The organism is Candidatus Latescibacterota bacterium, assembly GCA_019038625.1.
GTDB lineage: Bacteria > Krumholzibacteriota > Krumholzibacteriia > Krumholzibacteriales > Krumholzibacteriaceae > JAGLYV01.
Map to the genome: position 1 here is coordinate 1 of JAHOYU010000119.1, position 24,493 is coordinate 24,493.

20 protein-coding genes and 2 tRNA genes are annotated in these 24,493 nt (G+C 46.6%); 2 read left to right on the forward strand and 20 right to left on the reverse strand.

All coding sequences use genetic code 11. The annotated features are described in order from the left end of the window. Window positions 1-237: 237 nt before the first annotated feature. Window positions 238-1,536, reverse strand: a complete 1,299-nt coding sequence (locus KOO63_09510; GenBank protein MBU8922043.1) for a GGDEF domain-containing protein — start codon at window positions 1,534-1,536, stop codon at window positions 238-240. 148 nt (window positions 1,537-1,684) lie between these two features. Between KOO63_09510 and KOO63_09515 the strand changes: the two genes are divergently transcribed. Then, window positions 1,685-3,502 carry a LysM peptidoglycan-binding domain-containing protein gene (locus KOO63_09515; protein ID MBU8922044.1) on the forward strand — a complete coding sequence of 606 codons (1,818 nt, stop codon included), beginning with the start codon at window positions 1,685-1,687 and terminating at the stop codon, window positions 3,500-3,502. Here KOO63_09515 and KOO63_09520 read toward each other — a convergent pair. From KOO63_09520 to KOO63_09610, 19 genes are all read right to left on the reverse strand, one after another. Continuing rightward, the gene (locus KOO63_09520) at window positions 3,499-4,770 is read right to left on the reverse strand and encodes a glucose-1-phosphate adenylyltransferase (GenBank protein MBU8922045.1); all 1,272 of its coding nucleotides are present in this window, start codon (window positions 4,768-4,770) and stop codon (window positions 3,499-3,501) included. The genes KOO63_09515 and KOO63_09520 overlap by 4 nt on opposite strands. A 6-nt stretch (window positions 4,771-4,776) precedes the next feature. Beyond that, complete coding sequence (gene glgD / locus KOO63_09525; protein ID MBU8922046.1) at window positions 4,777-5,985, reverse strand: glucose-1-phosphate adenylyltransferase subunit GlgD; 1,209 nt, start codon at window positions 5,983-5,985, stop codon at window positions 4,777-4,779. A gap of 45 nt (window positions 5,986-6,030) precedes the next feature. Further along, window positions 6,031-7,080, reverse strand: a complete 1,050-nt coding sequence (locus KOO63_09530) for a PorV/PorQ family protein (GenBank protein MBU8922047.1) — start codon at window positions 7,078-7,080, stop codon at window positions 6,031-6,033. A gap of 135 nt (window positions 7,081-7,215) precedes the next feature. Continuing rightward, a complete protein-coding gene (locus KOO63_09535; protein MBU8922048.1) occupies window positions 7,216-8,691 on the reverse strand; it encodes a sigma-54 dependent transcriptional regulator in 1,476 nt (491 codons plus the stop codon). A 92-nt stretch (window positions 8,692-8,783) separates the two neighbouring features. After that, complete coding sequence (locus tag KOO63_09540) at window positions 8,784-9,167, reverse strand: response regulator (GenBank protein ID MBU8922049.1); 384 nt, start codon at window positions 9,165-9,167, stop codon at window positions 8,784-8,786. 5 nt (window positions 9,168-9,172) lie between these two features. After that, complete coding sequence (locus KOO63_09545) at window positions 9,173-10,057, reverse strand: FliA/WhiG family RNA polymerase sigma factor (protein MBU8922050.1); 885 nt, start codon at window positions 10,055-10,057, stop codon at window positions 9,173-9,175. 133 nt (window positions 10,058-10,190) lie between these two features. After that, window positions 10,191-11,585 (reverse strand): sigma-54 dependent transcriptional regulator, encoded by a 1,395-nt coding sequence (locus tag KOO63_09550; GenBank protein MBU8922051.1) that lies wholly within the window; start codon window positions 11,583-11,585, stop codon window positions 10,191-10,193. A 12-nt stretch (window positions 11,586-11,597) separates the two neighbouring features. Next, window positions 11,598-12,383 carry a HAMP domain-containing histidine kinase gene (locus KOO63_09555; GenBank protein MBU8922052.1) on the reverse strand — a complete coding sequence of 262 codons (786 nt, stop codon included), beginning with the start codon at window positions 12,381-12,383 and terminating at the stop codon, window positions 11,598-11,600. A gap of 230 nt (window positions 12,384-12,613) precedes the next feature. Further along, entirely contained in the window at window positions 12,614-14,008 is a 1,395-nt protein-coding gene (locus KOO63_09560) for a sigma-54 dependent transcriptional regulator (GenBank protein ID MBU8922053.1), read from the reverse strand. Window positions 14,009-14,019: 11 nt separating this feature from the next. Continuing rightward, entirely contained in the window at window positions 14,020-16,113 is a 2,094-nt protein-coding gene (locus KOO63_09565; protein ID MBU8922054.1) for a response regulator, read from the reverse strand. Window positions 16,114-16,217: 104 nt separating this feature from the next. Then, complete coding sequence (locus KOO63_09570) at window positions 16,218-16,520, reverse strand: hypothetical protein (GenBank protein ID MBU8922055.1); 303 nt, start codon at window positions 16,518-16,520, stop codon at window positions 16,218-16,220. A 93-nt stretch (window positions 16,521-16,613) separates the two neighbouring features. Beyond that, the gene (locus KOO63_09575; GenBank protein ID MBU8922056.1) at window positions 16,614-16,967 is read right to left on the reverse strand and encodes a PilZ domain-containing protein; all 354 of its coding nucleotides are present in this window, start codon (window positions 16,965-16,967) and stop codon (window positions 16,614-16,616) included. A gap of 313 nt (window positions 16,968-17,280) precedes the next feature. Continuing rightward, complete coding sequence (locus KOO63_09580) at window positions 17,281-17,556, reverse strand: integration host factor subunit beta (protein ID MBU8922057.1); 276 nt, start codon at window positions 17,554-17,556, stop codon at window positions 17,281-17,283. A gap of 439 nt (window positions 17,557-17,995) precedes the next feature. Continuing rightward, on the reverse strand, window positions 17,996-18,799 hold the full coding sequence (locus KOO63_09585; GenBank protein MBU8922058.1) for a dihydropteroate synthase: 804 nt from the start codon (window positions 18,797-18,799) through the stop codon (window positions 17,996-17,998). A 43-nt stretch (window positions 18,800-18,842) separates the two neighbouring features. Further along, window positions 18,843-20,237, reverse strand: coding sequence for a hypothetical protein (locus tag KOO63_09590; protein MBU8922059.1), 1,395 nt, complete (start codon window positions 20,235-20,237; stop codon window positions 18,843-18,845). Window positions 20,238-20,304: 67 nt separating this feature from the next. Next, window positions 20,305-20,377 (reverse strand) — tRNA-Ala (locus tag KOO63_09595). A 93-nt stretch (window positions 20,378-20,470) separates the two neighbouring features. Next, a complete protein-coding gene (locus KOO63_09600) occupies window positions 20,471-20,854 on the reverse strand; it encodes a response regulator (protein ID MBU8922060.1) in 384 nt (127 codons plus the stop codon). 16 nt (window positions 20,855-20,870) lie between these two features. Beyond that, window positions 20,871-22,886 (reverse strand): response regulator, encoded by a 2,016-nt coding sequence (locus KOO63_09605; protein MBU8922061.1) that lies wholly within the window; start codon window positions 22,884-22,886, stop codon window positions 20,871-20,873. 26 nt (window positions 22,887-22,912) lie between these two features. Further along, the gene (locus KOO63_09610) at window positions 22,913-24,181 is read right to left on the reverse strand and encodes a hypothetical protein (GenBank protein ID MBU8922062.1); all 1,269 of its coding nucleotides are present in this window, start codon (window positions 24,179-24,181) and stop codon (window positions 22,913-22,915) included. A 203-nt stretch (window positions 24,182-24,384) separates the two neighbouring features. Here KOO63_09610 and KOO63_09615 point away from each other — a divergent pair. Then, window positions 24,385-24,472 (forward strand) — tRNA-Leu (locus tag KOO63_09615). Window positions 24,473-24,493 lie beyond the last annotated feature (21 nt).

Here is a 24,493-nt window from a genome sequence, read left to right on the forward strand (position 1 = left end):
GAGCATCTCTCTCAACGATGTCCCCATAAATCAGACCGAATATATGTGGGCGGACAAGAATGCCCGCATATATCAATAGCACGACTAATCCAAGCACAGGCAAGATACAGGAACCACTATGTCCGATCATACCGACAATAAAAAACATGGCCCACCAGCACATCATCATCAACCTCCCCGGCCAATCTCCCACTCACCCTCGGGCCGCTTTGCAACCCGCTCACCGACATCTCAAAGTCAGTGATAAAATTTTATACGGTTTTTTCCTGCCTCCTTTGCTTCAAGAAGCATCCTGTCCGCATTCCTGAATAGTTCCTTCTCATTCTCTGCATCTTCGGGGTAGACACACCCGCCGATCGTGACCGTTATATGCAGCTCTTCTCCGCTGTCGGTCCTCAATCCGGCCTTGGAGACAACCTCTCGTATTCTCTCAGCAGTTCGTTCAGCAGGTTCTCTGCCCGCACCGGGCAAGAGGGCTATGAACTCCTCACCTCCGAACCTGAAGAAAAGATCGATCTTCCTGAGATGTTCCCGGACCGCCCCGGCAACAAGTCGAAGCACTTCATCCCCGGTATCATGACCGTGTTCGTCATTGAACTTTTTAAAATCATCGATATCCATTATGAGAAAGGCCAGCGATTTTCTGTTACGAGTGGCCCTTTCGATTTCGAGAGGTAGTTGTGTCTCGTAGAAGTTCCTGTTGTTCACCCCCGTGAGCCTGTCAACCGACACCAGTCGTTCAAGATGTCTGTTATTATCGAGAAGCCTTACGACACCCTGCCCAATCATGTTGTAATTAAATAGAACATCTTTATCCAGCAGTTTCCCGGCTGGAAGAAGGACCTGCATTATTCCATACTGCGCGTCCCTGCCTGAAAGGGGTATGAGTATCGTCATGCTGCCAGCCCTTCCATGGCTGAAATAGCTCTCTCCCGAAACAACAGAAGAATCATTCTTGAATGTACAAATAATGTCCTTCTCAAGAACCTGCGAATAGTAACTTCGTCTCAGCACATTTTCTCTCGGGATAATACGTATCCTGTCACTATCCCTTACGCCATGCAGGTCGTTCTCGGTAAAGAGGATCATAAATGCCCTCGCCCCCTGATGTATGTTACCGGACAGCCCCAGGATGTCCTCGATCTTGTCGGTCGTCGTTATGCCTGTTCCATTAAGAGTCAGGGAAGAGATTATTCCCGCCAGAACAGACGAGATAAGCCCTGCCTTTTCAGGCATCTTACTTTCCTGCAGCGATAGCCATTCATCCTCTGTCATCTCCAGCATAAAACTTGCTTTATTATCCTGCCTTTTGTAGTGCAGTTTCACCCGGCCGTTATCACGAACCGTTCCGATCCTGTGGATATTACCGTTTTCAACAAGTTCTTCCATGGCAGACCATGATTCTCTGAGCAGAGAATGTCTGTCACCCGTAGAAAGCGCATCAAGCACGCCTTCCAGCCTTCGTGAGGACAGAAGATGTCTGGGAATCAGCGAGGTGAGTAAATACCTGTAATCTTTTTCAAAACCGGGACACATTTTTTTCTCTCGTAAAGCACAGTTGTCATGTCAAATCCGTACTATTATTATACACTATCCTGGATATTATTTCAAAGCAGAAGAGCTACATCTCCTTGAATCTTGATCCCATATCTAATATATTGACCGGGATATGAGGAGGAAGTATATGAAGATACACGTGTCGTTTCTGTTGAGCCTGATTTTCGTGTTAATAGTATCCGGTTGTTTCAGGTCGTCGAAAAACACCGCTATCGAGTATGGAAACAATGATTTCCACGATGAACAGCTATATGCTCTCTATCCGCAATTACTGGATCTTCAGGAAAAACTGGATGAAGCCAGTGCGTACTATTATCTGGGGGATATATCCACATCCCTCCAGTTGAGCAGTATCCTTCTTGTAGATATTATCGAAATGAAGACGACTTCTCCTGCCCCCTACGTGTGCGGGCATCTCGATTCTCTCGAAAATCTCGCCTCGGTCCTCCAACAGAGGATCATCGAGGAAGAAACAGAATCGGACTGGCAGAATCATGTTTCTTCCGTACTTGATTCCATAGCGTCGTGCCATGTCGTCGAAGAAGAAATAGAAGTTGTAATGAACTGGAAAACCGAACACTGGATGAAATACTTCCAGGGGAAAGGTCGCCGATACTTTACAAAATGGCTCACGAGGGTCGAGGTATATCGGGAAATAATCGAACCCGTACTTGTAAGCATGGATCTTCCACGTGATCTTATCTTCCTTGCTGTGATCGAGAGCGGCCTTAACCTCAATGCACGATCGAATGTCAATGCCACAGGACCATGGCAGTTTATGGCCGGCACCGGCCGACTCTTCGGACTCAGGATCAACTGGTGGATCGATGAAAGAAAAGACATTGTAGCTTCCACTTATGCAGCGGGAAACTATCTTAACCACCTGCACAACCTGTTTGGCAACTGGCAACTGGCTCTGGCTGGCTACAATTCCGGAGAATACCGTGTGGCGCGTGCGATCTCCACACAAAAAACTGACGACTACTGGAAATTGCGGCTTCCCAATCAGACGAAATGGTTTGTTCCAAAATTCATGGCCGCCCTGACCATTGGGCGTGACCCATCAGCTTATGGATTCGAGATACCCGAAACCAAACCATTCCAATTTGATGTTATCACGATAGACAAATCCACAGACCTGCGAATAATAGCAAAATCTTCAGAATCCACCCTTACAGGTATAAAAAAGTTGAACCCTGCATTGAAACGATGGGCAACTCCTCCCGGAATGGTCATAGAACTCAAAGTACCGTATGGAACCGGGAATAAGGTCATCGAAGCGCTTTCCAGGATCCCGGCCGAGGAAAGAGTATCATGGCTGCGCCATTCAATCAGAAAAGGAGAGACCATTTCGGTGATTGCCCGGAAATATGAGATCTCTCAATCCGAGTTAAAGAGAATCAATGGAATAAAAAACGTTCACAGGATCAGGATAGGCCAGACCCTAATGATCCCGACCCGGGATAACGGTGATAAAACAACAGCGCTGAGCAACCCATCCTACAGGAAACCACCTTCCAAACTCCCCAAAAAGATCAATATAAAAAAATACAAACCTCCGGCAGGACATACAAAGATGGTTTACACTGTGAGGAAGAAAGACACTCTAAGTGAGATCGCCGAAAGATTCGGGGTTGGCCTCAGCAAGCTCCGAAGATGGAATAATCTTAGATATAAGTCTATGATCCATCCAGGAAAAAACCTTGTCATCTACCTTCCGCCAGGCTCTGGTGTTGAATATGGCGAAGGGCTTTCGAGCGATTCTGGATCAGTGGCTGAGGGAAAAAAGAAACATGTTCACATCGTCCTGAGGGGCGAGACGCTGACATCTATCTGCAGAAAATATCAGACCCGCATGTCCGATGTCCTTGCCTGGAACAGAAAAATGAACAAAAACAGGTTGTTCCCGGGTGACAGGATCACGCTTTGGCTGGAATCTAACTAGATATCTATATCGGAAGAAAGAAAAGACTGTCCATCTGCGATATTATTCCCCGGTATCTTACCGTTTCCCGGTGATCCAGAAACGAGGCAGTTTGTTCCGACACGTATACCAGCTGGAATAACAGTCTTTTTCCCTACAAGAGTCAAACCAAAATCGAGATATCCGGGCTGAAGTTGGTTTGCGATCCGGATGTCCCCCTCACCGATCACGGCCTCTCTTCCAACTACGGCCCTCTTATCGATGATAGCTCTCGTTACTTTAGCTTCCCTTCGAATAGTACATCCGTGAAGTATGATAGAATCCTTTACTACAGCTCCTTCCTCTACTGTCACTCCAGGCGAAAGGATGGAATTGCTGACATCACCTTTTATCTGACACCCGCTGCATATCAGGGATCTGTGGATCTTTGCGCCATGAGAAATAAACGAAGGCGGGTTGTCTTCAGGAACAGTAAGTATCAGCTGGTCTTCTCTCCCGAGTTCAAGTCTGGGGCTATTTGCCAAAAGGGAGATACTTGCCCGATAGTAACTTCTCAGAGTACCTATATCCAGCCAATAGCCCGAATATCTGTATGCAGCAAGTTCATCTTTTGACACCAGGTCCGGGATGATATGTTTCCCGAAATCCAGGTCTTCATGAAGAGGTTTCATTCTGGAGAGGATATCAATCAGATAATCTCTTTCAAAAATGTATATCCCCATCGAAGCAAGAGTACTGTCCGTCCAGGCCGGTTTTTCTTCGAATTTCCTGATCCGCCCTTCACTGTCGACCGTAGCGATCCCGAACTCTCTGCATTGGGACGGATCCACTTCTATCACAGCTAGAGAAGCCTGTTTTCCGCTCTCGATATGATGTTCCAGAAATACTCCATAATCCATATCATAGACATGATCTCCAGAGAGGATCAGGACATGTTTTTCATCGAGCTTTTTGAGGATTGAAATATTCTGATAGATCGCGTCCGCGGTTCCTTTGTACCAGTCAGCCCCTTCATGCCCGAGCCTGGGATGCAGGATACGCAAACCACCCTTCAGGCGATCGAGGTCCCAGGGTTTGCCAATGCCAAGATGCCGGATGAGAGATCTGGAAATATACTGAGTTAGCACATGGACCGATCTGATATCCGACCTGACACAATTGGTCAATGTGAAATCGATGATCCTGTATCTGCCCGCGAAAGGCACAGCCGGTTTCGCCCTGAAGAGAGTGAGCAGACTGAGTCTTTTTCCTATTCCACCCGCGAGGATGAATGCAGCCATGCCTGACATTCTAAATCACCTCATCCTGGATTCAGGTTCGATCATCGATCCGGCAGGAAGGACGCATCCGGAATGTAGCCGTGTATTCTTACCTATAAGGCTTATCCGGTTCTTTCCATGGTCTCCACCGACCAATCCCAGCCGGGGATCTAAGAAATCCTTTTTAGCAGCTCTTTTTCTGCCTATATCGCTATCGCTTCCGACAAAGACATCCTTGTCGATTATCGTCCTCAAGACTCTTGATCCGTTGATTATTCTGGAACCGGAAAAGATTATGCTGTCAATGACTTGTACGTCTCTGCCTATGTGTACACCAGGGAAAAGGATACTTCCCCTGACCTCTCCCTCGATCACGCAACCATCGGCTACGATAGAATCATGTACAGACGCGCGAGCCGAGAATTTTGCCGGAGCCAATCCCTCACCTCGAGTGAAAATCGACCAGTCTTCTTTTGTGATGAGACTCCGGTTCTTCAGAAGCCTCATAGATGCCTTGAAATAGCTGGGGATAGACCCTGTATCCTCCCAATACCCGCCAAAAAGGTACCCCCCTACATCTCCGCGCTCGATAGAGGGCATGAGTATATCGAAAACAATATCCCTTTTATTTTCCGAAAGACAATCGAGGAGGTATTTTCTATCAAACATGTAGATTCCAAGCGAAGCATTATGAAATTCGGATGCAACAGGTTTTTCCTGAAAATCTCTCACAATACCGTCTTTGCTCATACTTACCATCCCGAACCGTCCACGCTGTTTCGGGCTGACAGCTTTGCAGGCAATAGTCACTGGATTATTCGACTCAGCATGCTGCCGGGCCATCAGGCGATAATCCATCAGATAGACCTGATCTCCAGACAACACGAGTACAGTATCAGAATCGGAATTTCTGATGATGTCGATATTCTGAAGCAGAGCGTCAGCCGTTCCAAGATACCAGTTCGCTGCTTTTCCACGATGAGCTGGTTGCATGATATATACTCCCCCAGACCTACGGTCCAGATCCCATGGTTTTCCCATGCGTATGTGTTCCATAAGAGATGTGGGATTATATTGTGCAAGGATGGCAATATCCGTCAGTCCGGAATGCACACAATTGCTGAGGCAAAAATCAATTATCCTGTAACGTCCGCCGAAGGGAACGGAAGTCTTCGCCCTGTGCCTGGTCAACACCGATAGTTCCCTGCCCCTGCCCCCAGCCAGTATCATAGTCAGAATTTTCAAATATCTCTAAACCTCCAAATAGCCTCTCATCGAGACTAGGCTGCATCAATGCGATATCATCAGTGAGACGCGATGCGTATTGTCCAGTTCATCGTGAACCAGCAAGGCATAGTCCAGCCCCAGAGAAATATTCCAGGGCCCGAAATCATCAAGGACAAAACCGGCACCCGCAGTTGGTCGTCCCATATCGTACCCACCCCTGAGAGCGACCATCTCCCTTATTAACAACTCTGCCCCAAAATGAAAATCCGCACTGGTTTTTCCGAGCCACAACTGTGACACTCCCTTGAGGTTTTCAAACCTGAAATCTCCGTCACAGGCGACAAGCAGGGTACTGTTCATACTCTTGATGTTGAAGGGGTATGCAGCACCAATCTTGAGAGCGGGATAGATGAATTCTCTCTTGCCAGTACTCCAGCTGATATATGTTCCGGTAGCATCCTGCAGCTTCACGCCCACAGCCAGGTCTTTCCAGGCTTGTCTTTTCAGCAGACCTATGTCGATTCCCAGTCCGAAGCTTGAGACGTCTGTCACCTGATCGTTTCTTATTACCTTCAGAGAAACACCCAGATCAGCGAAACTCATGACCTGCGCATATGAAAGGAACAGCGCGAAATCATTTACACTTTCCATTGGAAAATCCAGAGGATTGAAATTGGGCCTTTCTCCGGACCATGGTTCAAACCTGTCATCTCCGTCAGAATTTTCGATCATTCCACTCGTAAAGGGGATGATCGGGATCCCATCGATCCCCATGTGTATCATCGTAATACCCCAGGACGATTCTCCTGGCCTGAGCGGAAACACAGCGGAAAAATAGTTATAATCTATCAATTCGCCAAATCTCTCGGAGTGCATGAAATTCATCTCCCAGTCTGTTCGACGTGCCCCGGCAGAATATAGTCCTGCCATTCCGGCTGGATTCCAGAACGAGGCTGTAGCATCATCAGCCACGGCAATGAATGCACCACCAAGGGCCATAGCTCTCGCGCCGCCCCCCAGAGCCATGAACTCTCCAGCGTATTTCTCAGCCTGAACAGTCTCCGAAAAAAAGATCATCATCGTCAGACATGCTGTCGCGAAAATAGTCCTCATTTGACTTCTCTCCATTTTCCAGGGGATGATCTTGGCGGCAGATCCCATTCCTTATAAACCTGGTCTACTGCTTACTACAAATTATAACAGATGCGGTTTTAAAGAACAAACTCAAAAACCATCAGGAAGCAGCTTTCAACTCAGCCCATACCCTTTCAATCGTCGGTACAGTGTCCTTTCGGAGAGCCCGAGTTGTCTTGCCGCCTTCTTTCTGTTTCCACCATTCAACAACAGAGCTTCCCTTATGGCTTCTTTCTCGATATCGTCAAGCCCCGGCCGATTATCTTCGCTCGCATCGACCACTTCCTCCCATCGGCGCCATTTGCTGCCTGATTGCGACCCATCGTCCCTGACCATACGAAGTATCTCCCGAACATCATTATGAAGAGAGAGGAGTGAATTAATGATCAGTTCTCTCTCCATCTGGTCTCTCGTCTTTTCCACATGGACAGGCAGGTCGGGAAATGACTGAGAAGTTGTACTATCCACCAGTCGTGTCTCTATATCCGACAAGGTGATCCGTTCCCCCGTACTCATCACAACGATATTATCGATCACGTTCGCAAGTTCACGCACGTTCCCCGGCCACGCATAAGTCCGCATAAGATTCATGGCCGCTTTGTCGATCGAAAGTACTCTCCTGTTGTGCCTGCTTGACGATTGTATCAGAAAGTGCCTCGCTAGAAATGGAATGTCGGGTTGTCTGGCTCTCAGAGGCGGAATCCTTATCTGAACGACTTTAAGCCTGTAATAAAGATCTTTTCTGAATCCCCCTCCAGCAACGCTTGTCTCAAGTTCCCTGTTTGTGGCGGCGATTATTCTGACATCTGTTGTAAGCTTCTCATTTCCACCCACACGCATATATTCCCCGATCTCGAGCACCCTCAGAAACCTGACCTGCATAGTGAGACTCATCTCTCCCACTTCATCAAGAAAAAGCGTGCCACGGTCCGCGCGTTCAAAGAGGCCAATCCTTCTCGAAACGGCTCCTGTGAACGAACCCTTCTCGTGACCGAACAGCTCACTCTCCAGAACCCCCTCGGCCATTGCCCCGCAATTGACCGCTTCGAATCCTTTTGATCTCCTGTTGCTCCTGAGATGGACCGCTTTTGCAACAAGTTCCTTTCCGGAACCACTTTCTCCCTCGATAAGGATCGACACTTCAGTAGGTGCTGCTCGAATGATTGTATCGATCACTTCGCGTAAGGCAGCAGATCTCCCGACAATACCAGCACTAGATTTTACCCTCCGGACATTTACCAGATGCGCAGCCCTCAGCAGGAAATCTTCTAAATCTATGGTAACAGGAACAAGCAGGTCGATTCCGTCGACAGCATTATCCTCAATGTGACGTTCGTCGATGCCCGAATCAAAGACTATGACTTCAAAATTGATAAAATTCTTTTCGAACCTCGTGACGATCTGTTGGAAATTGATACTACTCCCCGTGCCATCGATCACGAGGATCAGCCCGCCGTCTGGTTCATCCATGTTAAGAAGTTCCGATACGCTATCGAATCTTCTAAGCCTGAGCCGTTCACCTATGACGAGAGCCTCGACAAGGTCTTCGATTTTCTCATTCCGCGCGAGCAACCATAATTCTGTATTCATAAACATCACCTGGCCAGCAGGTTACATCTATAGGAGGCCTTTGTCAACAATGGAAGTATCAATATCTGAATGATCTGTTCCGCATGAGCAACTCAACCGGGGTGACTGTCGGCCGCTCCGGACTCGGGAAATGCTCCTATGACGCTCAATATCTCATTTATGTGGAAAGGTTTCTGCAGGCAGGTCTCTGCTCCGTCTTCTATACCCTCATCTACCCTGTCCTCGATATTCGCACCAGTCATCAGGACATATCTGGCTTCAGGCCTTCTCTCTCGAAGAATCTTCATCGTTTCTACGCCATCCATGCCAGGCAGACAAACATCGATGAAAGCGGCATCATATAGCCTGTTCTTGGTCACTTTCAGAGCTTCTTCCCCTGAAAAAGCTGTTATCACACCGCAACCGTGCAGTTCCAGGAGGTCCCGAAGGAACTCGCAGATATCTTCCTGATCATCAACAACAAGGACCTTCATCATCTTCGCTAGCCCGTCCTGACCTTTTCCCTGATGAGAACTTTTTGTTTACCGGCCTTTTCGCAGACCGGGTTTTGCTCATAAGCTTCGGCATGTGAAGGAATCCCGTTCATCAAACGGGTCACCCTGCCCTTGAGGCGAAGCATTGCCTTCGTATGTATCTGACATATTCTGGATTCCGAGACTTCGAGGACTTTTCCGATTTCCTTCAATGTCAATTCCTCGTAGTAATAGAGAGTCAGTACAAGCCTTTCCTTCTCGGGAAGGTTCGCCAGAGTGTCCTTCACTATTCCCAGTAATTCTTTTTCTTCCAGTCGTTCGTAGGGATCCACCGCATTAGAGTGTGGAAGCGAGTTGCTTATCACCGAGTAAAGACCTTCGTGATTCGATGATATCCCCTGGTCAAGGCTTATCAGGCATGCAAGAGACACGTCGTCTAGTAATTTATAGTACTCTTTCATCGAGATCTTGAGGTGGTTGGCTACATCGACGTCGCCTGCGGGCCTACCAAGCGTAATCTCGAGATCCGCAAGAACACTTTCAAGAAGTTTGGCTTTGTGCCTTATGGACCTTGGAAACCAGTCCTGGCTTCTCAATTCGTCCAGCATGGAACCACGAATCCGTGGAATCGCATAAGTCTCGAACTTCGTCATCCTGGTAATATCATATTTCTCGACTGACTGTATCAGGCCGAGCATGCCGGCAGCAAACAGATCATCGATCTCAATATGACTGGGGAGACTTACTGCTATCCTTCCCGCAGCATACTTCACGAGATGGATGTACTCAAGGATAAGTGACTCCCGGACCTTTTCGCTGCCAGTTTCTGTGAATGTTTCCCAGAGTTCTGTGCGATCTGAATTCTTATCGTTTTTTTGTGTAAATATCTTCATACTGTCTGCTTGACCGCATTTTTCATGCCACTGGCAAACAGCTATCATTCTATTGCTATTATAGGGTTTACAGGTCTACGCCATTTCAGTCAGGGCTGCAATCCTGTCTTATGACAGGAAAATATTACCTCGCTCAAACAGACATGGCCATTGCGCCGATCTCCTTGTCACGATAAAGCTTCAGCTTGTTTCTTAAAGTTCTGACGCTTATTCCAAGATCCCTGGCCGCCTTTGTCCGGTTGCTACTATATTTCTTCAGGCGTTCTTCTATCATCAGTCTTTCAGCTTCAGCTATCGTACAGCAAGTCAGGATCTCCTCCACCTTTGACGCCCCCATGGATACACTTTCATCGAAAATAAAATATTCTTCCGATATAGTATTATCATTACAGAGGATAACTGCTCTTTCTATGCAATTTTCAAGCTCCCTGATATTACCACGCCATACGCCCATCTGCATCTTCTTCAGAGCACCCTTGCTGAGCATCTTGACTTCTCTGCCGTTCTCGTCACAGTAGAGCCTTATAAAATGATCTGCCAGAAGGATTATATCCTCTTTTCTTTCTCGCAAAGGAGGCACTTCTATGTTTACGACATTAAGTCTGTAATATAGATCCTCTCTGAATCTGCCTTCCCGTATCTCGGTGAGGAGGTTCTTGTTAGTCGTCGTGATGATACGTACATCAACAGATATGGGTTGTCTTCCGCCCACCCTGTCCAGCTCTCTTTCCTGCAGTACTCTGAGGAGTTTTGCCTGAATATGCATCGGGATCTCACCGATCTCGTCGAGCAGAAGTGTTCCCGTGTCTGCCTGTTCGAATTTCCCGGGATGCCATTTATGAGCTGACGTGAAAGAACCCTTTTCATGTCCGAACAACTCACTTTCGAGAGTACCCTCGGGAATCGCAGCGCAGTTTATTCTCACAAACGGCTTTTCTTTCCGTCCGCTCATAGCATGAATCCTGCGTGCTACCAGTTCCTTCCCAGTCCCGTTTTCGCCTGTAATAAGGACAGTTGCCTTCGTATCGGCAATGGTATCAGCTGTCTCAAGAACACTCTTGAGAGAGTCGGATGACCCAATGATTTCCCTGCCGTCCTGAATATTCAGTTTCTTTCTCAGATTGATGTTTTCATTTTTCATTGAGGCAAATTCGAAAGCGTTCTTAACTTTCAGAGTCAACTCGTCCATGGTAAAAGGTTTCGTAACGTAATCGTGGGCCCCTAGCCGCATTGCTTCCGTAGCTTCCTCGACTGAACCGTAAGCAGTCATAAAGATTATGATCGAGTCAATACTCTTTTTTCTCAGCTTCCTCAAAAACTCAATTCCGTCCCCTGTTTTTGGAAGTCTTCCGTCCAGCAGTAAGAGATCGAAACTCTCTTCCGCCATCTTCAATTCAGCCTCTTTCGTACCCTCGACACCCGTCACCTTGTATTTCGGAATCAGGACATCCATGAGGAATTCTCTCGTCATGTCCATATCTTCTATCACCAGGATCTTCTTGTCCATCTCTTGAAACCCCCGTTTCATCACACTTCCTAGTTAGTTATCATTGTTTGTTATTCTTACTACCGTACCCATTCCCGCTTCGGACAAGAGCTCTACTGAAGCCCCCATTCTTCCTCCAACAGCTGCGACCAGATTCAGTCCGCACCCTATATGCGAATTCTTCGTGCTATAAAGTATCTCCCCTGCCCTGGCCATTTCAAGATCGTTCATCCCGCATCCATTATCCTGTACCTCTACACACCACCCGTACCCCCCCCCTGAAGGAGTCAGAGTCAGGCTGACCCTTCCCTCTCCACCACTGGCCTCAAGCGAGTTCTTGAAGAGATGAAAGATCATCTTCCTGAAATCGTTCCTGTCTCCCTTTAGAATCACACTCTCATCTATTTCGATATCCAGTTCCGCAGTGACAAATTCCGAACCAACTACTTCAACTGCTGTCTTCCATGCGTTTCTTATTAGAAGATCTGTCTCAAGCAAAGTTATATCTACTTTCTTGGATAACCTGTAATATTCAAATTCACTTAAAAAGCCCTCAAGACTTCCTATACCCCTGCTGATATTGCTGATCCACTTTTTGCCTTTTGTGCTGACTCCATCTTCATAGTCCAGCAACGAGGCGTATCCCTTAATACTCATGCAGTAATTCCGTATCTGATGTATCATAAGGGAAAGGAGCCTGTCGAGGTCCTCCAGTTTACCGACTTTTGTAATGTCTTTGAAATCGGGGCACCTGCATACCAGGGCTGCCATTCCCTTGTTGGCATTCCCATGTGCACTTTCAACTGCCAGCGACATGCTTATGTCCTCCTTACGATTCACTTTCAATCTCCAAGTGGGAAATATTTTCTCCTTCACGACAGGAAGTGATTACCGCAATTAGCATGCCTTTACAGGGCAGGGAAGTGGCTCTGGTGGGAAAGAATTGCCTAATTAACTGATTTTCAGGATTTTATAAGATTCGGCAGGCGAATATTTTTCCGCGGAATATGCTAAAAGGGCAAAATACTCCATAATCGACCTGATCCAGATAGTCTGCTGATGGAAAGGTTTCAGCCACCAGTGACCTGAATATCATCCTCATCAGTGCTGTAAAGTTTCGTCTTTTCTCTGAGAGTCTGCCGGCTTATCCCCAGTATTCGCGCGGCTTTGGATTTGTTTCCGTCAGTTTCATCCAGAGTCCTGCAGATAAGGAGCTTTTCCATCTCCCTGATACTCATCGGGTAGATTCCACTCATCATCGCTCCATGATTTTCATGACCCTCCGATAGCTCCTGACCGAGTTCCACAGGAACATGTTCAGGAAGCAGCTCGTCCTCAGCCTCGAGAAGCATCGCCCTTTCAATGACGTTTTTGAGTTCTCTGACATTACCTGGCCATGGGTAGGCCTGGAGCTGACGCTCGACTTCAGGACTGATCTTCCCTATCTTTTTCTTGAATTCTCTGTTGAACCTTTCGATGAAATGATTGGCAAGCAACGGGATATCTTCTTTTCTCTCCGTCAACGAGGGAAGATTGATCGGAATGACCTGTAGTCTGTAATACAGGTCGTTTCTGAATTCTCCGGTTTTGATAGCCTCGAGAAGATCCCTGTTTGTGGCAGCGATGATACGGGTCTTCACCCTCAAATCTTTTACTCCACCTACTCTTCTGAAAGTCTTGTTTTCCAGGACCCTCAGAAGTCGGCTCTGCAGGGTGATGCCCATCTCGCCTATCTCATCCAGAAAGATCGTTCCACCCTCGGCAAGTTCAAACAATCCCTTTTTCCTGAATTTGGCGTCTGTGAACGCCCCCTTCTCGTGACCGAAAAGCTCACTTTCGAGAAGTGTTTCCGGAAGGGCCGCACAATTTATCTCAAGAAAAGGCTTGTCGGTGCCATGACTGCTCTCGTGTATTGCTCTGGCGACCAGTTCTTTTCCCGTCCCGCTATCGCCCTGTATGAGGATTGTGCTTGCCTGGCTCTCCCCGATTTTGGTCACCTTACGAAAGACATCGTTCATCACCTGGCTTTTGCCTATAAAATTCTTAAAATCATACGTCTCCCTGTTTTTCTTCCTGATCCCCTCAAGTTCGTTCTTGAGTCTGCTGTTCTCCAAAGCATTCTTAATGGCAATCTTCATTTTTTCCAGCTGGAAAGGTTTCAACATAAAATCATATGCGCCACTCTTTATGGCATCGACCGCTGTCTCAACTTCGCCGTAGGCAGTCATCATTATAACGGGCAGATCCGCGTCTGTCTCCCTGAGCTGTTTAAGCACCTCTATCCCACTGATATCAGGCAGTTTCAGATCAAGTATCACCAGATCGGCCGGCTCTTCCATGAATTTACTAATGCCTTCCTTCCCTTTTTCAGCATCATCGATCTCATATCCCTGGTTCTTCAACGCTTCCCCGAGCGACCATCTTATTGCTTTTTCATCATCGATAATCAATATTCTGCCCGACATCAAACTCCCCTTTATGAGATTCGCTCTTCAACAGCAACATTAAGCGCGGCTGCAATTCTTCTTGGTATTTCTACAACAAACAACGTCCCGGAATCAATTCCATTTTTATGAAAGATCCTTCCGCCATGACTTTCCACGATCTTTCTTGTAATCGAAAGCCCTAGACCGGTCCCTTCAGATCTTGTCGTGAAAAATGGATTGTACAGCTTGTCCACAGCTTCATCCGGTATTCCAATCCCGTTATCCGCAAATTCCAGCTTGAGTAGATGTGGATCCACCGCGTTTCTGACTGTAACTGTCACCTCGCCCCCATCCTGGCAGGCCTCGATCCCGTTACTAGCTATATTCAGCACCACTTGCTTGATCTGATCTCTATCCAGATAGCACATATCATCCTCCAGCTCGGATTCGAAGCTGACATTTACACCATTTTCTTCAGATTTGTTTTCAAGGAGGTCAATCGCGTCTCGGATCACTGAACATATCCCGACTTCTTCAGGCCTCGGTAAAGCAGGTCTGGCGAAACTCAGAAGGTTTCTGATAATGTCGTCAAGTCGTCTTATCTCGTCCAGTATTACCGTGAGATACTTTATCTTGTCAGCTTCTCCCGAGAGCTTTTCTTTAAGTACCTGGGCTGTCGTTGCGATTCCCGTAAGGGGGTTCCTGATCTCATGTGCGACACCGGCTGACAGTTCACCAAGAGAACGAAGCCTGTCTGCTCTTCGCAGTTCCTCTTCCATCGCCTTCTGCAGAGTGAGATCCTCGAAGACAACGACAAGAGTAGTTCCCCTGTAGTCATCAGTCAGTACCTTCGTCGAGATCATCCTCACAGGCATAGATGGCCCATCAATTGTTCTCAAAACACACTCAAGTGAAACAGTTTTTCGTTCATCATCAATCAGATATTCAAATAGGTCTGCAGCACCAAAAGGATTATCGAAAATATCATTAAAACAGATTTTTCCACCAGAAACATCCCCGGTCAGCTCCCTTGCCAGGCTGTTTCTGAACACGACATTACCATCACGATCTGTCTTGATTACGCCGCTTCCCATATTTTCCAGAATAGTCTCGTTGAAATCCTTTAGATTTCTAAGTCTGCTGATATTTTCTGCATTGGCCACTTCTTCAGTCAATATCGTCTGGATCGTATTGATGAAATGATAGTCGTTCAAGTATGAACGTCTGTTCTCGTACGTTTTTCTGATCAGCAGGAGCCCAAGCCATCTCCCTCTGTATAGAAGTGGAACGACCGAATCCGTCCACATGCCGTTCATCGCCAGACAGGTCTTAACCGGCGCATGTTCGCAACCATCCAGGTTAAAGATCTCAGCCTGCAACAGGTCATACTCTCTGGCAACAGAAAGAATCCTTACCGCTTCTGAGAGAAATTCGGACTCCAGCCCGAAAGAGGTCCTTACCTTCAGTGTCCTGCCCGAATCGCTGAACATCAAAAGAACTGTCCCATCTGCTTCCAGATACTTACAGAGTGCCATGAGGAACCTGTCGAGAGCGTCGCTCCAGTTCTCATTTGAACTTATATCCCTACCCATCTGGTAAAGCATCTTCAATCGTGTAACATGTTTTTTGAGTGATTCATTTGCGACGCCGAGTTCTTCATTAGCCTTGTATACTCGGCTGTTCAATTCGGTCTTGCTTTCCTCGAGTTTCCTGTTTGCCCATTCGAGCTTCCGTATAATCCCGGTACTTTCCCTCAACATCAAAACGTGGGCATACGCAGCTTCGACGACTTCGGCAATCTTTATAAGATCAAAAGGTTTGAGAATATAATCGAAGGCACTGAGCCTGAGAGCTTCTATCGTTGATTCCATCGACGCGAACGCGGTCATTATTATACACTTCGTCTCTGGAAATTTCGCGTTTATCCCGCCGACGATCTCAAGCCCGTCAATATCAGGTAATTTAAGATCGACCAGCGCCACATCGAATCTCCGTGTCTCAAGGAGCTCCGCCGCTTCACTTCCATTTTCGGCAGTGCTCACTTCAAAGCCCCTGTCCGTCAGGAATTGATCGAGGATCTCCAGAACGGATCCTTCATCATCGACTACCAGCACCGATCCCTTACCCAGCTCGTTCTCGGGCAAACTTTTCTCCCTTCAAAAAGGATGCTTATAATACGATTATTACCACAGGAAATGGGTGATTTCAAGATAAAAGGCTTTGAGGGAATCTCATTTCATACTGAGGATCAATCTTCTACGAGTTTGATTCGTGATAGTTCTTCTGTCCTCTGAAAGAGTTCTGACAGCAAAATATCTTTAATGTCTTCATCAACTTCACTGATATTGTCCGTCAGCTCACTTATTCTGATCTGAAAACGAGTATCATCCAGGTCGACTTCAGCATTGTCCAGCACCGAACATATCTGTGCTGTCAACAATTCCCTGTCCATCGTAAGTCTCTCCATCTCATCGAAGTCATTTCTTCTGAGTGCGTCAAGTTGGTGTCTGCTGATGCTCAACAGCCTGCTGTAGAGAAAAACGATTTCCATTTCATCCGCCCGTTTTATAGACCAGTTATCTGTTCTTTCGGACGGATTCTCGGAATCTTTAATCGAATATACAAGGAAGTGATAATAATAGATCTAAAGATTGTTCGATATGAACCTTGACAGGATCTCCATCGATGGAGACGGTACATGTGTGAAGAAAACCGCCATCCTGTATATCTTCACTTCATCAGATTCAGTCTCGGGTTCAGTCCTGACAACAATACCGTCGAACTGGACGATACCTTCCTTCCCGTTTTCAGCAGCGAGTGGAATGGCAAGCCCCATTCTCAGTTTCGTCATCGGTTCGATATATCGTGAGAGCTCGAAATAGATACCACTGGCACTGATGTTGAGCGTTTTCCCCCGCACTTCACCACTACCACCCTCAAGGGTTATCGGTAACTCAACATCGACACGCGGAGCTTTGCGTCTTTCCCTGCCACTCATGGCTCTCTCCAGACCTTAAATCAGAAAACAGCACAGATCTCGATCAGAACAGCTCAACGAATAGTCGATCAAGCCCGAATAATCAGACTTGATCAGACAGAATCAGCGTTTTTTCTTCTTGTGCCGATCCTTGCGAAGTCTCTTCTTCCGCTTGTGCGTCGCTATCTTCTTTCTTTTTCTTTTTTTACCGCTCGGCATATTCCATCCTGTCCATAAAATAAGAATACCGTTACCACAGAGTCTACATAATATAAAAATCCGCCCACAAATAGCAAACGGATTTTATTTATAGCGAAAGATCTGTAGATACCCCCTACACGTTGACCTTCAGCTTCAATTCGTTGGAAGCCTTGAAAAAAGGAACCAGCTTCGCTGGTACATCAACGGATTCTCCTGTACGAGGATTCCTGGCTTTCCTGGGGTTGCGGCTCTTGACCTTGAAACTACCAAACCCACGCAGCTCAACTTTATCCCCTTCGGAAAGGGCTTTGCAGATATTCTCGATGATCATATTGACCACGACACTCGTGTCTTTCTTGCTGAGCCCCGTGTCCTTTGCGATTTCTTCAACAAGATCGGCTTTAGTCATTTCAGCACTCCCTGGTTAAACGTCTGAGCCCCGTTTTCCCAAACACTGTTATCTTCAGAGTAACCTTGAGGATTGTAATCAAAGATGCAACCTGTTGTCAAAAGAAAAATTACTGAAAATGATATCTTTTTCAGGATACAATATTCCTGGTTATTGATTGAATCTTGATCGACAGACAGAAAAAGTTCCCCGTTTGGAGCGTGTATCCGAGTCCGTGATAATCTGCAACACGTGAGGATGAGAAACACGTCAAGGACAAGCCACGGACCTACAGGGAACTCTCCGCGTGCATCACTCTCACCTTCAAGAGGCATGCCATTTGAATGTCTTGACGCGAATTAAATGCAACATGTTGTTATAGCTTGTGTTAGGCTCTTGCCTCCACAGGCCTGCAACTTATGATACAATATTGGAAATGAGATTCAGTAGCAAAATGAGATTATCTTTTGCTGCCCTGCCCTCGGTAGTGTCTCAAGAGATTCCTGCATCCCTTATCGAGACCAGACAACGACTCGGAAGCAATCAGCGTTTCCATCAGATCGCGGTCCGTCACATCACATATTACGGCGTTGAGCCCGTGCGGAAGGGCCATGGACAGAAATGTCCTGTTAATGAGTCTTCTCATCGGAAGCCCGTATGAGACATTTGACAATCCACCAGTCAGATGACAATCCGGATACTGCCGGACAATTATATCCATCGTCGCCAGTGCTGTCATCAACCCCGATATATCTGTCGCCATGGGGGAAAATACCGGATCTATGAATATCTTTTCATCCGGCATTCCGTTCTCTCGCATAATCCCGATGGCTTTTTCGGCCAGTGCCGCTCTTGTCTCTGAGTCTGAAGGAACGCCATGGTCATTTTTCAGCATAACGATAATACCCGCGCCCGACACTGAAGCCTCCGGCAGATATCTTTTGAAGACTTCGTCAGTACAGGCAAACGAATTAAGCAGACATTTCTCTCCGAAGAGACCTGCCGCCGACAATAGAAGATCGGGGTCGGCACTGTCAATCGAGACATTTATACCGTGCCTGCCTATGACTTCTCCAGCAGTGTTGAAAAGCGCTTCCTTTTCCCCTGCCATCATCATCGAAGCGTTGATATCTATATAATCCGCTCCACAGTCAATCTGTTTTACAGCAAGATCAAGGAGGGCATCTACATCCTCAGCATCGAAAAGTGCTCTGACCTTCTTGTTGCTGCTGTTTATTCTTTCGCCTATCAGGATAGTATTCATATGTTTCCCCTCTCCACGCAAGAGCAGGATCCCCACGGATTTTTCAGGAGTTGAAGCCGGACATGCGACAAAGGCGGTAGAGTGTCCTGAAAAGTTCCATTATCTCAGATGTGAATTCCTGGTTCCTTCTGTCCATCATGATCTCGGCCGTACGTAGCGCCTTGTCCAGTTCATACTCGATTAACTCGGGTTCGGCCTGCCAAGTAAAGCTGGGAATGAATTTCGGAGGAAACCCGACGGTCATCACGTTCGAGCAGAAACCCGCGACAGATCCAGTATTCATTCTCGTGTTTATCGCGATCTTTGCGTGATCTCCCGCAATAAGCCCGAGAAAACGCTTTCCTGTTTCCCTTATCCTTCCCGAATTCCATGCCCTTATCTTTCCATAATTATTCTTAAGATCGCTGTTACAACTCCCTGCTCCAATATTTACCCAGGACCCGACATAGGAATGGCCAAGGAACCCTTCGTGTTGTTTGTTTGTAAAGGAGGCAATGATCGATTCCCCGACTTCCCCCCCTACTCTACAGAATCGGCCTATCGAAGTACCTTTCCCGATCTTTGCTCCACCTCTCACAATTGTTCCTTCGCCGATATAGCAGGGCCCATATATAATAGAATTCGGCTCTATGCTTGCACCATCGGCGATAATGATAGGTCCACCTGAAGCGTCGAGTACTGTCCCTGATCTGACTTCAACGTCTTCACCTATGATAATATCGTCTTCGTTGATCAGATCGACTCCCTTGTACAGGGCGGATTCAGGAGCCGAACCTCTGAATGGGATTTTCTGAAAATCATCGATAATGCAACTATCGTTTTCTCCTATTAACTGCCAGTAGTAGGAAAGAAGCTTTGTGCCGGTCTCCTCGACAGCCACTTCACTTTCCGATGCCCATTCTTTCAGAGCCTTTTCCTTTATGGCGATGACTTCATCTCTACTTGGCTCATCCGGCCCTGTATTCTCACCATTTTGCCCCTTGAACGAACCGAACAACCTTTCGACTGATTCATTCGATAAAGCTTTCTCCAGAAATCCGAGAAACGATGCTGCCGCATCTTTCCCAAGCCTGGCAATGACCGGTATACCGTTCTTGTGGACCAGAGTCCCTGTAGCTATATCATCGACAAAAGTGGTCAACTCATCTTTGTAGGTCAGCAAACGTCCGTTTATGAAAAGGATCTCCTCGTCTGGAAGCTCATTTACTAAAACGTCAGGTCCAGTTTCGCCTGGCACATCACCAGCTACACCCTGAAGATATTGCCTGCAAACAAGAATAAGCCTCGAAGGGTTGACCTCGAAAACGATCCTTTCCCGGATCGTCTGGGTACCCAGCATCAGCTCAAAAACAGGTTTGTTAAGTGATAAGGGGAAGAAATTGGGATATCGATCATCTTCGAAGATGCACAGAACACCCGAATCTTTCAAGTCTTCCATGGCCAACCGCATCCTCTTCCAGATTTTCAGACACACCCTCCGGGACAGGCGCAGGATTAAAAAAAAGTGGAGTTGACGGGGATCGAACCCGTGACCTCTTGACTGCCAGTCAAGTGCTCTCCCAGCTGAGCTACAACCCCAACTACCGAGATATTATCAATTAATCCCGATTCGTCAAGAATAAAATCCACTCAGCCCGATTATTGGGTGTCTATTGTCGTTCAAACTGGTTTTCAGACCATCTGGACCCTGGCCATCAATTCGTCCACAGCTGTAAGCAGTTCCTCGGGTCTGTAAGGCTTGGTGATATACTTTGAGACTCCCTCTTCGAACGCCATCTGATAATCCTTCTCATTCACCCTGGCAGTCAGAAAGATGACGGGCGTATCAAACATCTGAACAGATTCTGATAATCTGCGAGCTACCGCGTGCCCGTCTCCAGCTGGCATTCCAATATCCAGGATTATAAGATCAGGTCTCTCTCTGAATGCAACATTCGTTGCCTGGACCCCATCCATTGCCGTAACAACCTCATAACCATTTGCTTTCAACCTGAGGCTCACTGTCTTTACGATCTCGGCCTCGTCGTCCACTACGAGGATCTTCCCCTTTGACATATCTTCACGCCTCCTTTTAATCGGAACTCTTTCCCGACAAGGCTTTCTCCAGGCCTTCAACCGTTCTCAATCTGTCTTCATCGAGGAGTATCCCGATTTTCTCCAGGAAGACGTTCACATCAAACGGTTTGGCGATATAGTCATCGGCCCCGAGTTCCATCAGTTCAGAGAATCTTTCCTTATCGCCGGAAATCAGCAGTACTTTTGTTTCCGATGCAGAATCACTTTTCTTTATCTGCCTTAACACCTGAGCAATATCACAATAAGGCATGTTTATATCCAACACTACGAGATCCGGCTTGAAATTACCGTAACGAATGCAGGCATCGTAACCATCGAGAGTCTGTTCCATTTCGATTGGGAAATTACTCGTCGTCAGTATTGATCTGATCATGTTCAATACCCCGATATCATCATCGACGACCAGTACCTTCTTTTTAGTTTCAACACTCCTGACCAGAGAAAGATCTTCGATAGCAAGTCCAGCCCACTTCTCAGCACTCCTTGAAAGATCGATCTCCATGACAAATAGTTTCGAAGTGATATCTACCCCGGCTTTATTAAGCAGATATCTATGCATCGCGCCTTTCAACACCTCGACACCTTTATCCCCACCTTCGATCAGAGCAGCGAGAGAATTCATAGATGTCAATCTGATGATATCAACATCAGAATGGCCTGCCTCTTCCAAGATTTTCTCTTCGAGCTCCCCAAACAAGCCTTCCATTTTCAATCCATCATATCGTGGTGATCTTACCAGGAATGATTCAATTTTGATCATCAACAGGATTTGTTTTTTCTCTGATTTTTCCATCCCGGCAAGAGCATCATGTATCACAGACCTGAAAAGCAATTCATCAGAATACTTCGGAAGTGAAAAAGTGAATATGCTTCCCTTATCAGGCTCACTCCTCACAGATATCGTGCCTTCGTTCATCTCAATCAGCTTCCGTGCTATAGCAAGTCCTAGCCCTGTACCCTGCGAACCTGGACCGTAACATCTTCCGATCTGTGTAAACCGTTCGAATATCTTTCCCTGTTCCTCTACAGCTATTCCTGGCCCATCGTCCTCGATTTCCACCACAACTCGATCCTTCCTGACTAATCCCCTTATGATTGTTGCGCCCCCGGCTTGCACGTATTTATTCGCGTTCCCAAGAAGATTTACCAGTACACGGATAATCAGACCTTCATCACAGATAACACTTCCTGCAGGCAATTCGATATCGATATTCAGGTTCTGTTCTTTTGCCGCAAATCGAGGTTTGAAATCCCTGTACTGAGCTTTCAGGACCCGTTCGATATCTACTTTTCTCCTTTTCAGAGACACTCTACCCGACTCCATCTTCTGAAGATCCAGGATCTCGTTTATCAGGTCTCCCAGCCTGTCACAATTATTGAGTGCGGAATCGAGGTATTCCTCCTGTTCCATCGTGACTGGACCACCGAATCCGTCCTTCGTTAGGGATACGAATTCACGTATTATCGTCAGGGGTGTCCGTAATTCATGAGATGCTGTCGATATAAATTCGCTTTTTATGTTATCGAGCTCTTTCAACTTCCGGTTCGCTTCCATCAACTTCTCGTTATCCATCCTGATCTTTTCACGCAGCTTCATCACTTCCTGCTGCGCGCTGTATTTATCGAGAGCTTTTTGTATCATGTCAGGCAGCACATCGTAAAACATAGTGTCTTTCACGACATAATCGTAAGCGCCCTTCTGCAAAGCGTGGACCGCGACTCTCTCATTTCCCTGGTTAGTCATCACAATCACAATCGAATCCGTACCCATTACATCCAGCAGATCAAGACCGTTTCCGTCAGGTAGTCGGTAATTCGTTAAAATCACTTTAAAATGACTTTTCTTCAACTCTATTGTCGCATTTTCGAGATTATCCACGATGACAGGGTTCCACAGGGCATTCTTCTCAAGAGAAATACTCGCCAGTAGAGCGTGATCGGGATTGTCCTCGACAATAAGGATATTTACCGATTCACCAGCAGTTTTCAGATTGTCTCCCTCAACACTCATCGTCTCGATCCTGTCGCTTGTCACACCTAGGTAACCAGTCTTTCAAGTGGTAAAGTAAAATAAAAGGTGCTTCCCGTTCCTGGAATTGATTCGAGCCATATCTCTCCACCATGAAGCTCTACTATCCTTTTTGCCATAGTGAGTCCGGCGCCCGGACCCTCAATTCTTCTATTATCGACGGGGACTTTCTCGAACATCCTGAATATTCTCTCATGATATTCTACGGGTACACCTTCTCCATTATCCCTGACATAAAAAGTTCCCCCATCGTTATGATCAGCTGGAGCCTTTCTCTTGAAGCCGATCTCAATAAATGGCATCTCCCTGGAAGGCATATATTTTATGGCGTTATCGATTAATTCAGCAAAAAGGGTCCGCACTCTTATCCTTTTCCCAAAGACATTCGGCAATTTGCCGGGCCTGATAACTGATATTTCGTCGCATCCTGTCGCTTTCACAGCATCCGATACGACATCTTCTACCAGTTCGTTCATATCTATTGCCTCAGAGTGAATGCCCCCGCTTTTTATTCTCGAGACTTCAAGAAAACCAGAAAGGAGCCTCTCCATCCGAACCGCACTTTTCACTATCCTCTCGAGATAGTCATGAGATTTCGGATCCAGACAATCCCGGGTTCTTTCCTCCAGAAGATTTGCGAAACCATGTATAGAGACAATCGGAGTCTTGAGGTCGTGCGATGCCATATGAATTATCTCTTCCAGTTCATGTCTGTTTACTTCAAGACTTCTGTTCGCTCTTTCAAGTTCGATACTGTATTCAGCCAGTTTCTTCTCAGTTTCTTTTCGGCTTTTGATCTCGGCCTCGAGCTCTGTGCGGCTCTTTACAAGTCCTACCGTTTCATCTTTCAGTATTTTTCTTATTCTGGAAACATCCACACCGTCTTTCCTGGAATATTCCTGCAGGGAGAATTCAAAGATTATATTCTCAGCAGTCCGGTCTTTGCCTGGCACTGAAGTTAAAAACACTCTGTTATCAAGAAGTTTTCCGTCCGAAGTAAGGATAGGAATATATTCTTCTCTAGGATCTGTAGAAAGTTCCATAGTATCTTTCCCCTTGAACATCTTCTCGATCCTTGCTTTGAACAAACCGTTTTCCATAGATGGGATCAGGACTCTCAGGTCTGTCGCTATTGCGCTCTTCCTTTCGATTCCGGTCAAATCCTCGATCTGTCGGCTCCAGAAGATCACCGAGTAGTCGCGGTCTATCACAATCACCCCGGCACGCAGGTAATCGTAGATTTTGTATCTTCCAATATCATTCATTGTATCGAGCACTGTTCATCCTTTCCCGTAGTGCCCCTGACAGACACTTATCCGGGCATTCCTCTACCACTTTATCGGGTCACATTATTATTACTTTATGAAATTCAAATGATTGATCCACACATTGAACCATTGTACAGAATAAAAATTAGATGAAATATCCCGGGAATATAGGCCTTGACAGTTGAGCTGAATAAAATTTAATTTCTCTTTGTGCCGGAGTGGTGAAATTGGTAGACGCAGGGGACTCAAAATCCCCCGGTACTTAGTACCGTGAGGGTTCGATTCCCTCCTCCGGCACCATTATCTTTCAATGAGTTAAAC

Bases quoted from the DNA above. Each gene is read 5' to 3' on its own strand.
- KOO63_09510 (MBU8922043.1), bottom strand. From the start codon at position 1,536: ATGTGTCCCGGTTTTGAAAAAGATTACAGGTATTTACTCACCTCGCTG.
- KOO63_09515 (MBU8922044.1), top strand. From the start codon at position 1,685: ATGAAGATACACGTGTCGTTTCTGTTGAGCCTGATTTTCGTGTTAATA.
- KOO63_09520 (MBU8922045.1), bottom strand. From the start codon at position 4,770: ATGTCAGGCATGGCTGCATTCATCCTCGCGGGTGGAATAGGAAAAAGA.
- KOO63_09530 (MBU8922047.1), bottom strand. From the start codon at position 7,080: ATGAGGACTATTTTCGCGACAGCATGTCTGACGATGATGATCTTTTTT.
- KOO63_09535 (MBU8922048.1), bottom strand. From the start codon at position 8,691: ATGAATACAGAATTATGGTTGCTCGCGCGGAATGAGAAAATCGAAGAC.
- KOO63_09540 (MBU8922049.1), bottom strand. From the start codon at position 9,167: ATGATGAAGGTCCTTGTTGTTGATGATCAGGAAGATATCTGCGAGTTC.
- KOO63_09545 (MBU8922050.1), bottom strand. From the start codon at position 10,057: ATGAAGATATTTACACAAAAAAACGATAAGAATTCAGATCGCACAGAA.
- KOO63_09550 (MBU8922051.1), bottom strand. From the start codon at position 11,585: ATGAAACGGGGGTTTCAAGAGATGGACAAGAAGATCCTGGTGATAGAA.
- KOO63_09560 (MBU8922053.1), bottom strand. From the start codon at position 14,008: ATGTCGGGCAGAATATTGATTATCGATGATGAAAAAGCAATAAGATGG.
- KOO63_09570 (MBU8922055.1), bottom strand. From the start codon at position 16,520: ATGGAAATCGTTTTTCTCTACAGCAGGCTGTTGAGCATCAGCAGACAC.
- KOO63_09575 (MBU8922056.1), bottom strand. From the start codon at position 16,967: ATGAGTGGCAGGGAAAGACGCAAAGCTCCGCGTGTCGATGTTGAGTTA.
- KOO63_09580 (MBU8922057.1), bottom strand. From the start codon at position 17,556: ATGACTAAAGCCGATCTTGTTGAAGAAATCGCAAAGGACACGGGGCTC.
- KOO63_09585 (MBU8922058.1), bottom strand. From the start codon at position 18,799: ATGAATACTATCCTGATAGGCGAAAGAATAAACAGCAGCAACAAGAAG.
- KOO63_09590 (MBU8922059.1), bottom strand. From the start codon at position 20,237: ATGGAAGACTTGAAAGATTCGGGTGTTCTGTGCATCTTCGAAGATGAT.
- KOO63_09600 (MBU8922060.1), bottom strand. From the start codon at position 20,854: ATGTCAAAGGGGAAGATCCTCGTAGTGGACGACGAGGCCGAGATCGTA.
- KOO63_09605 (MBU8922061.1), bottom strand. From the start codon at position 22,886: ATGAGTGTTGAGGGAGACAATCTGAAAACTGCTGGTGAATCGGTAAAT.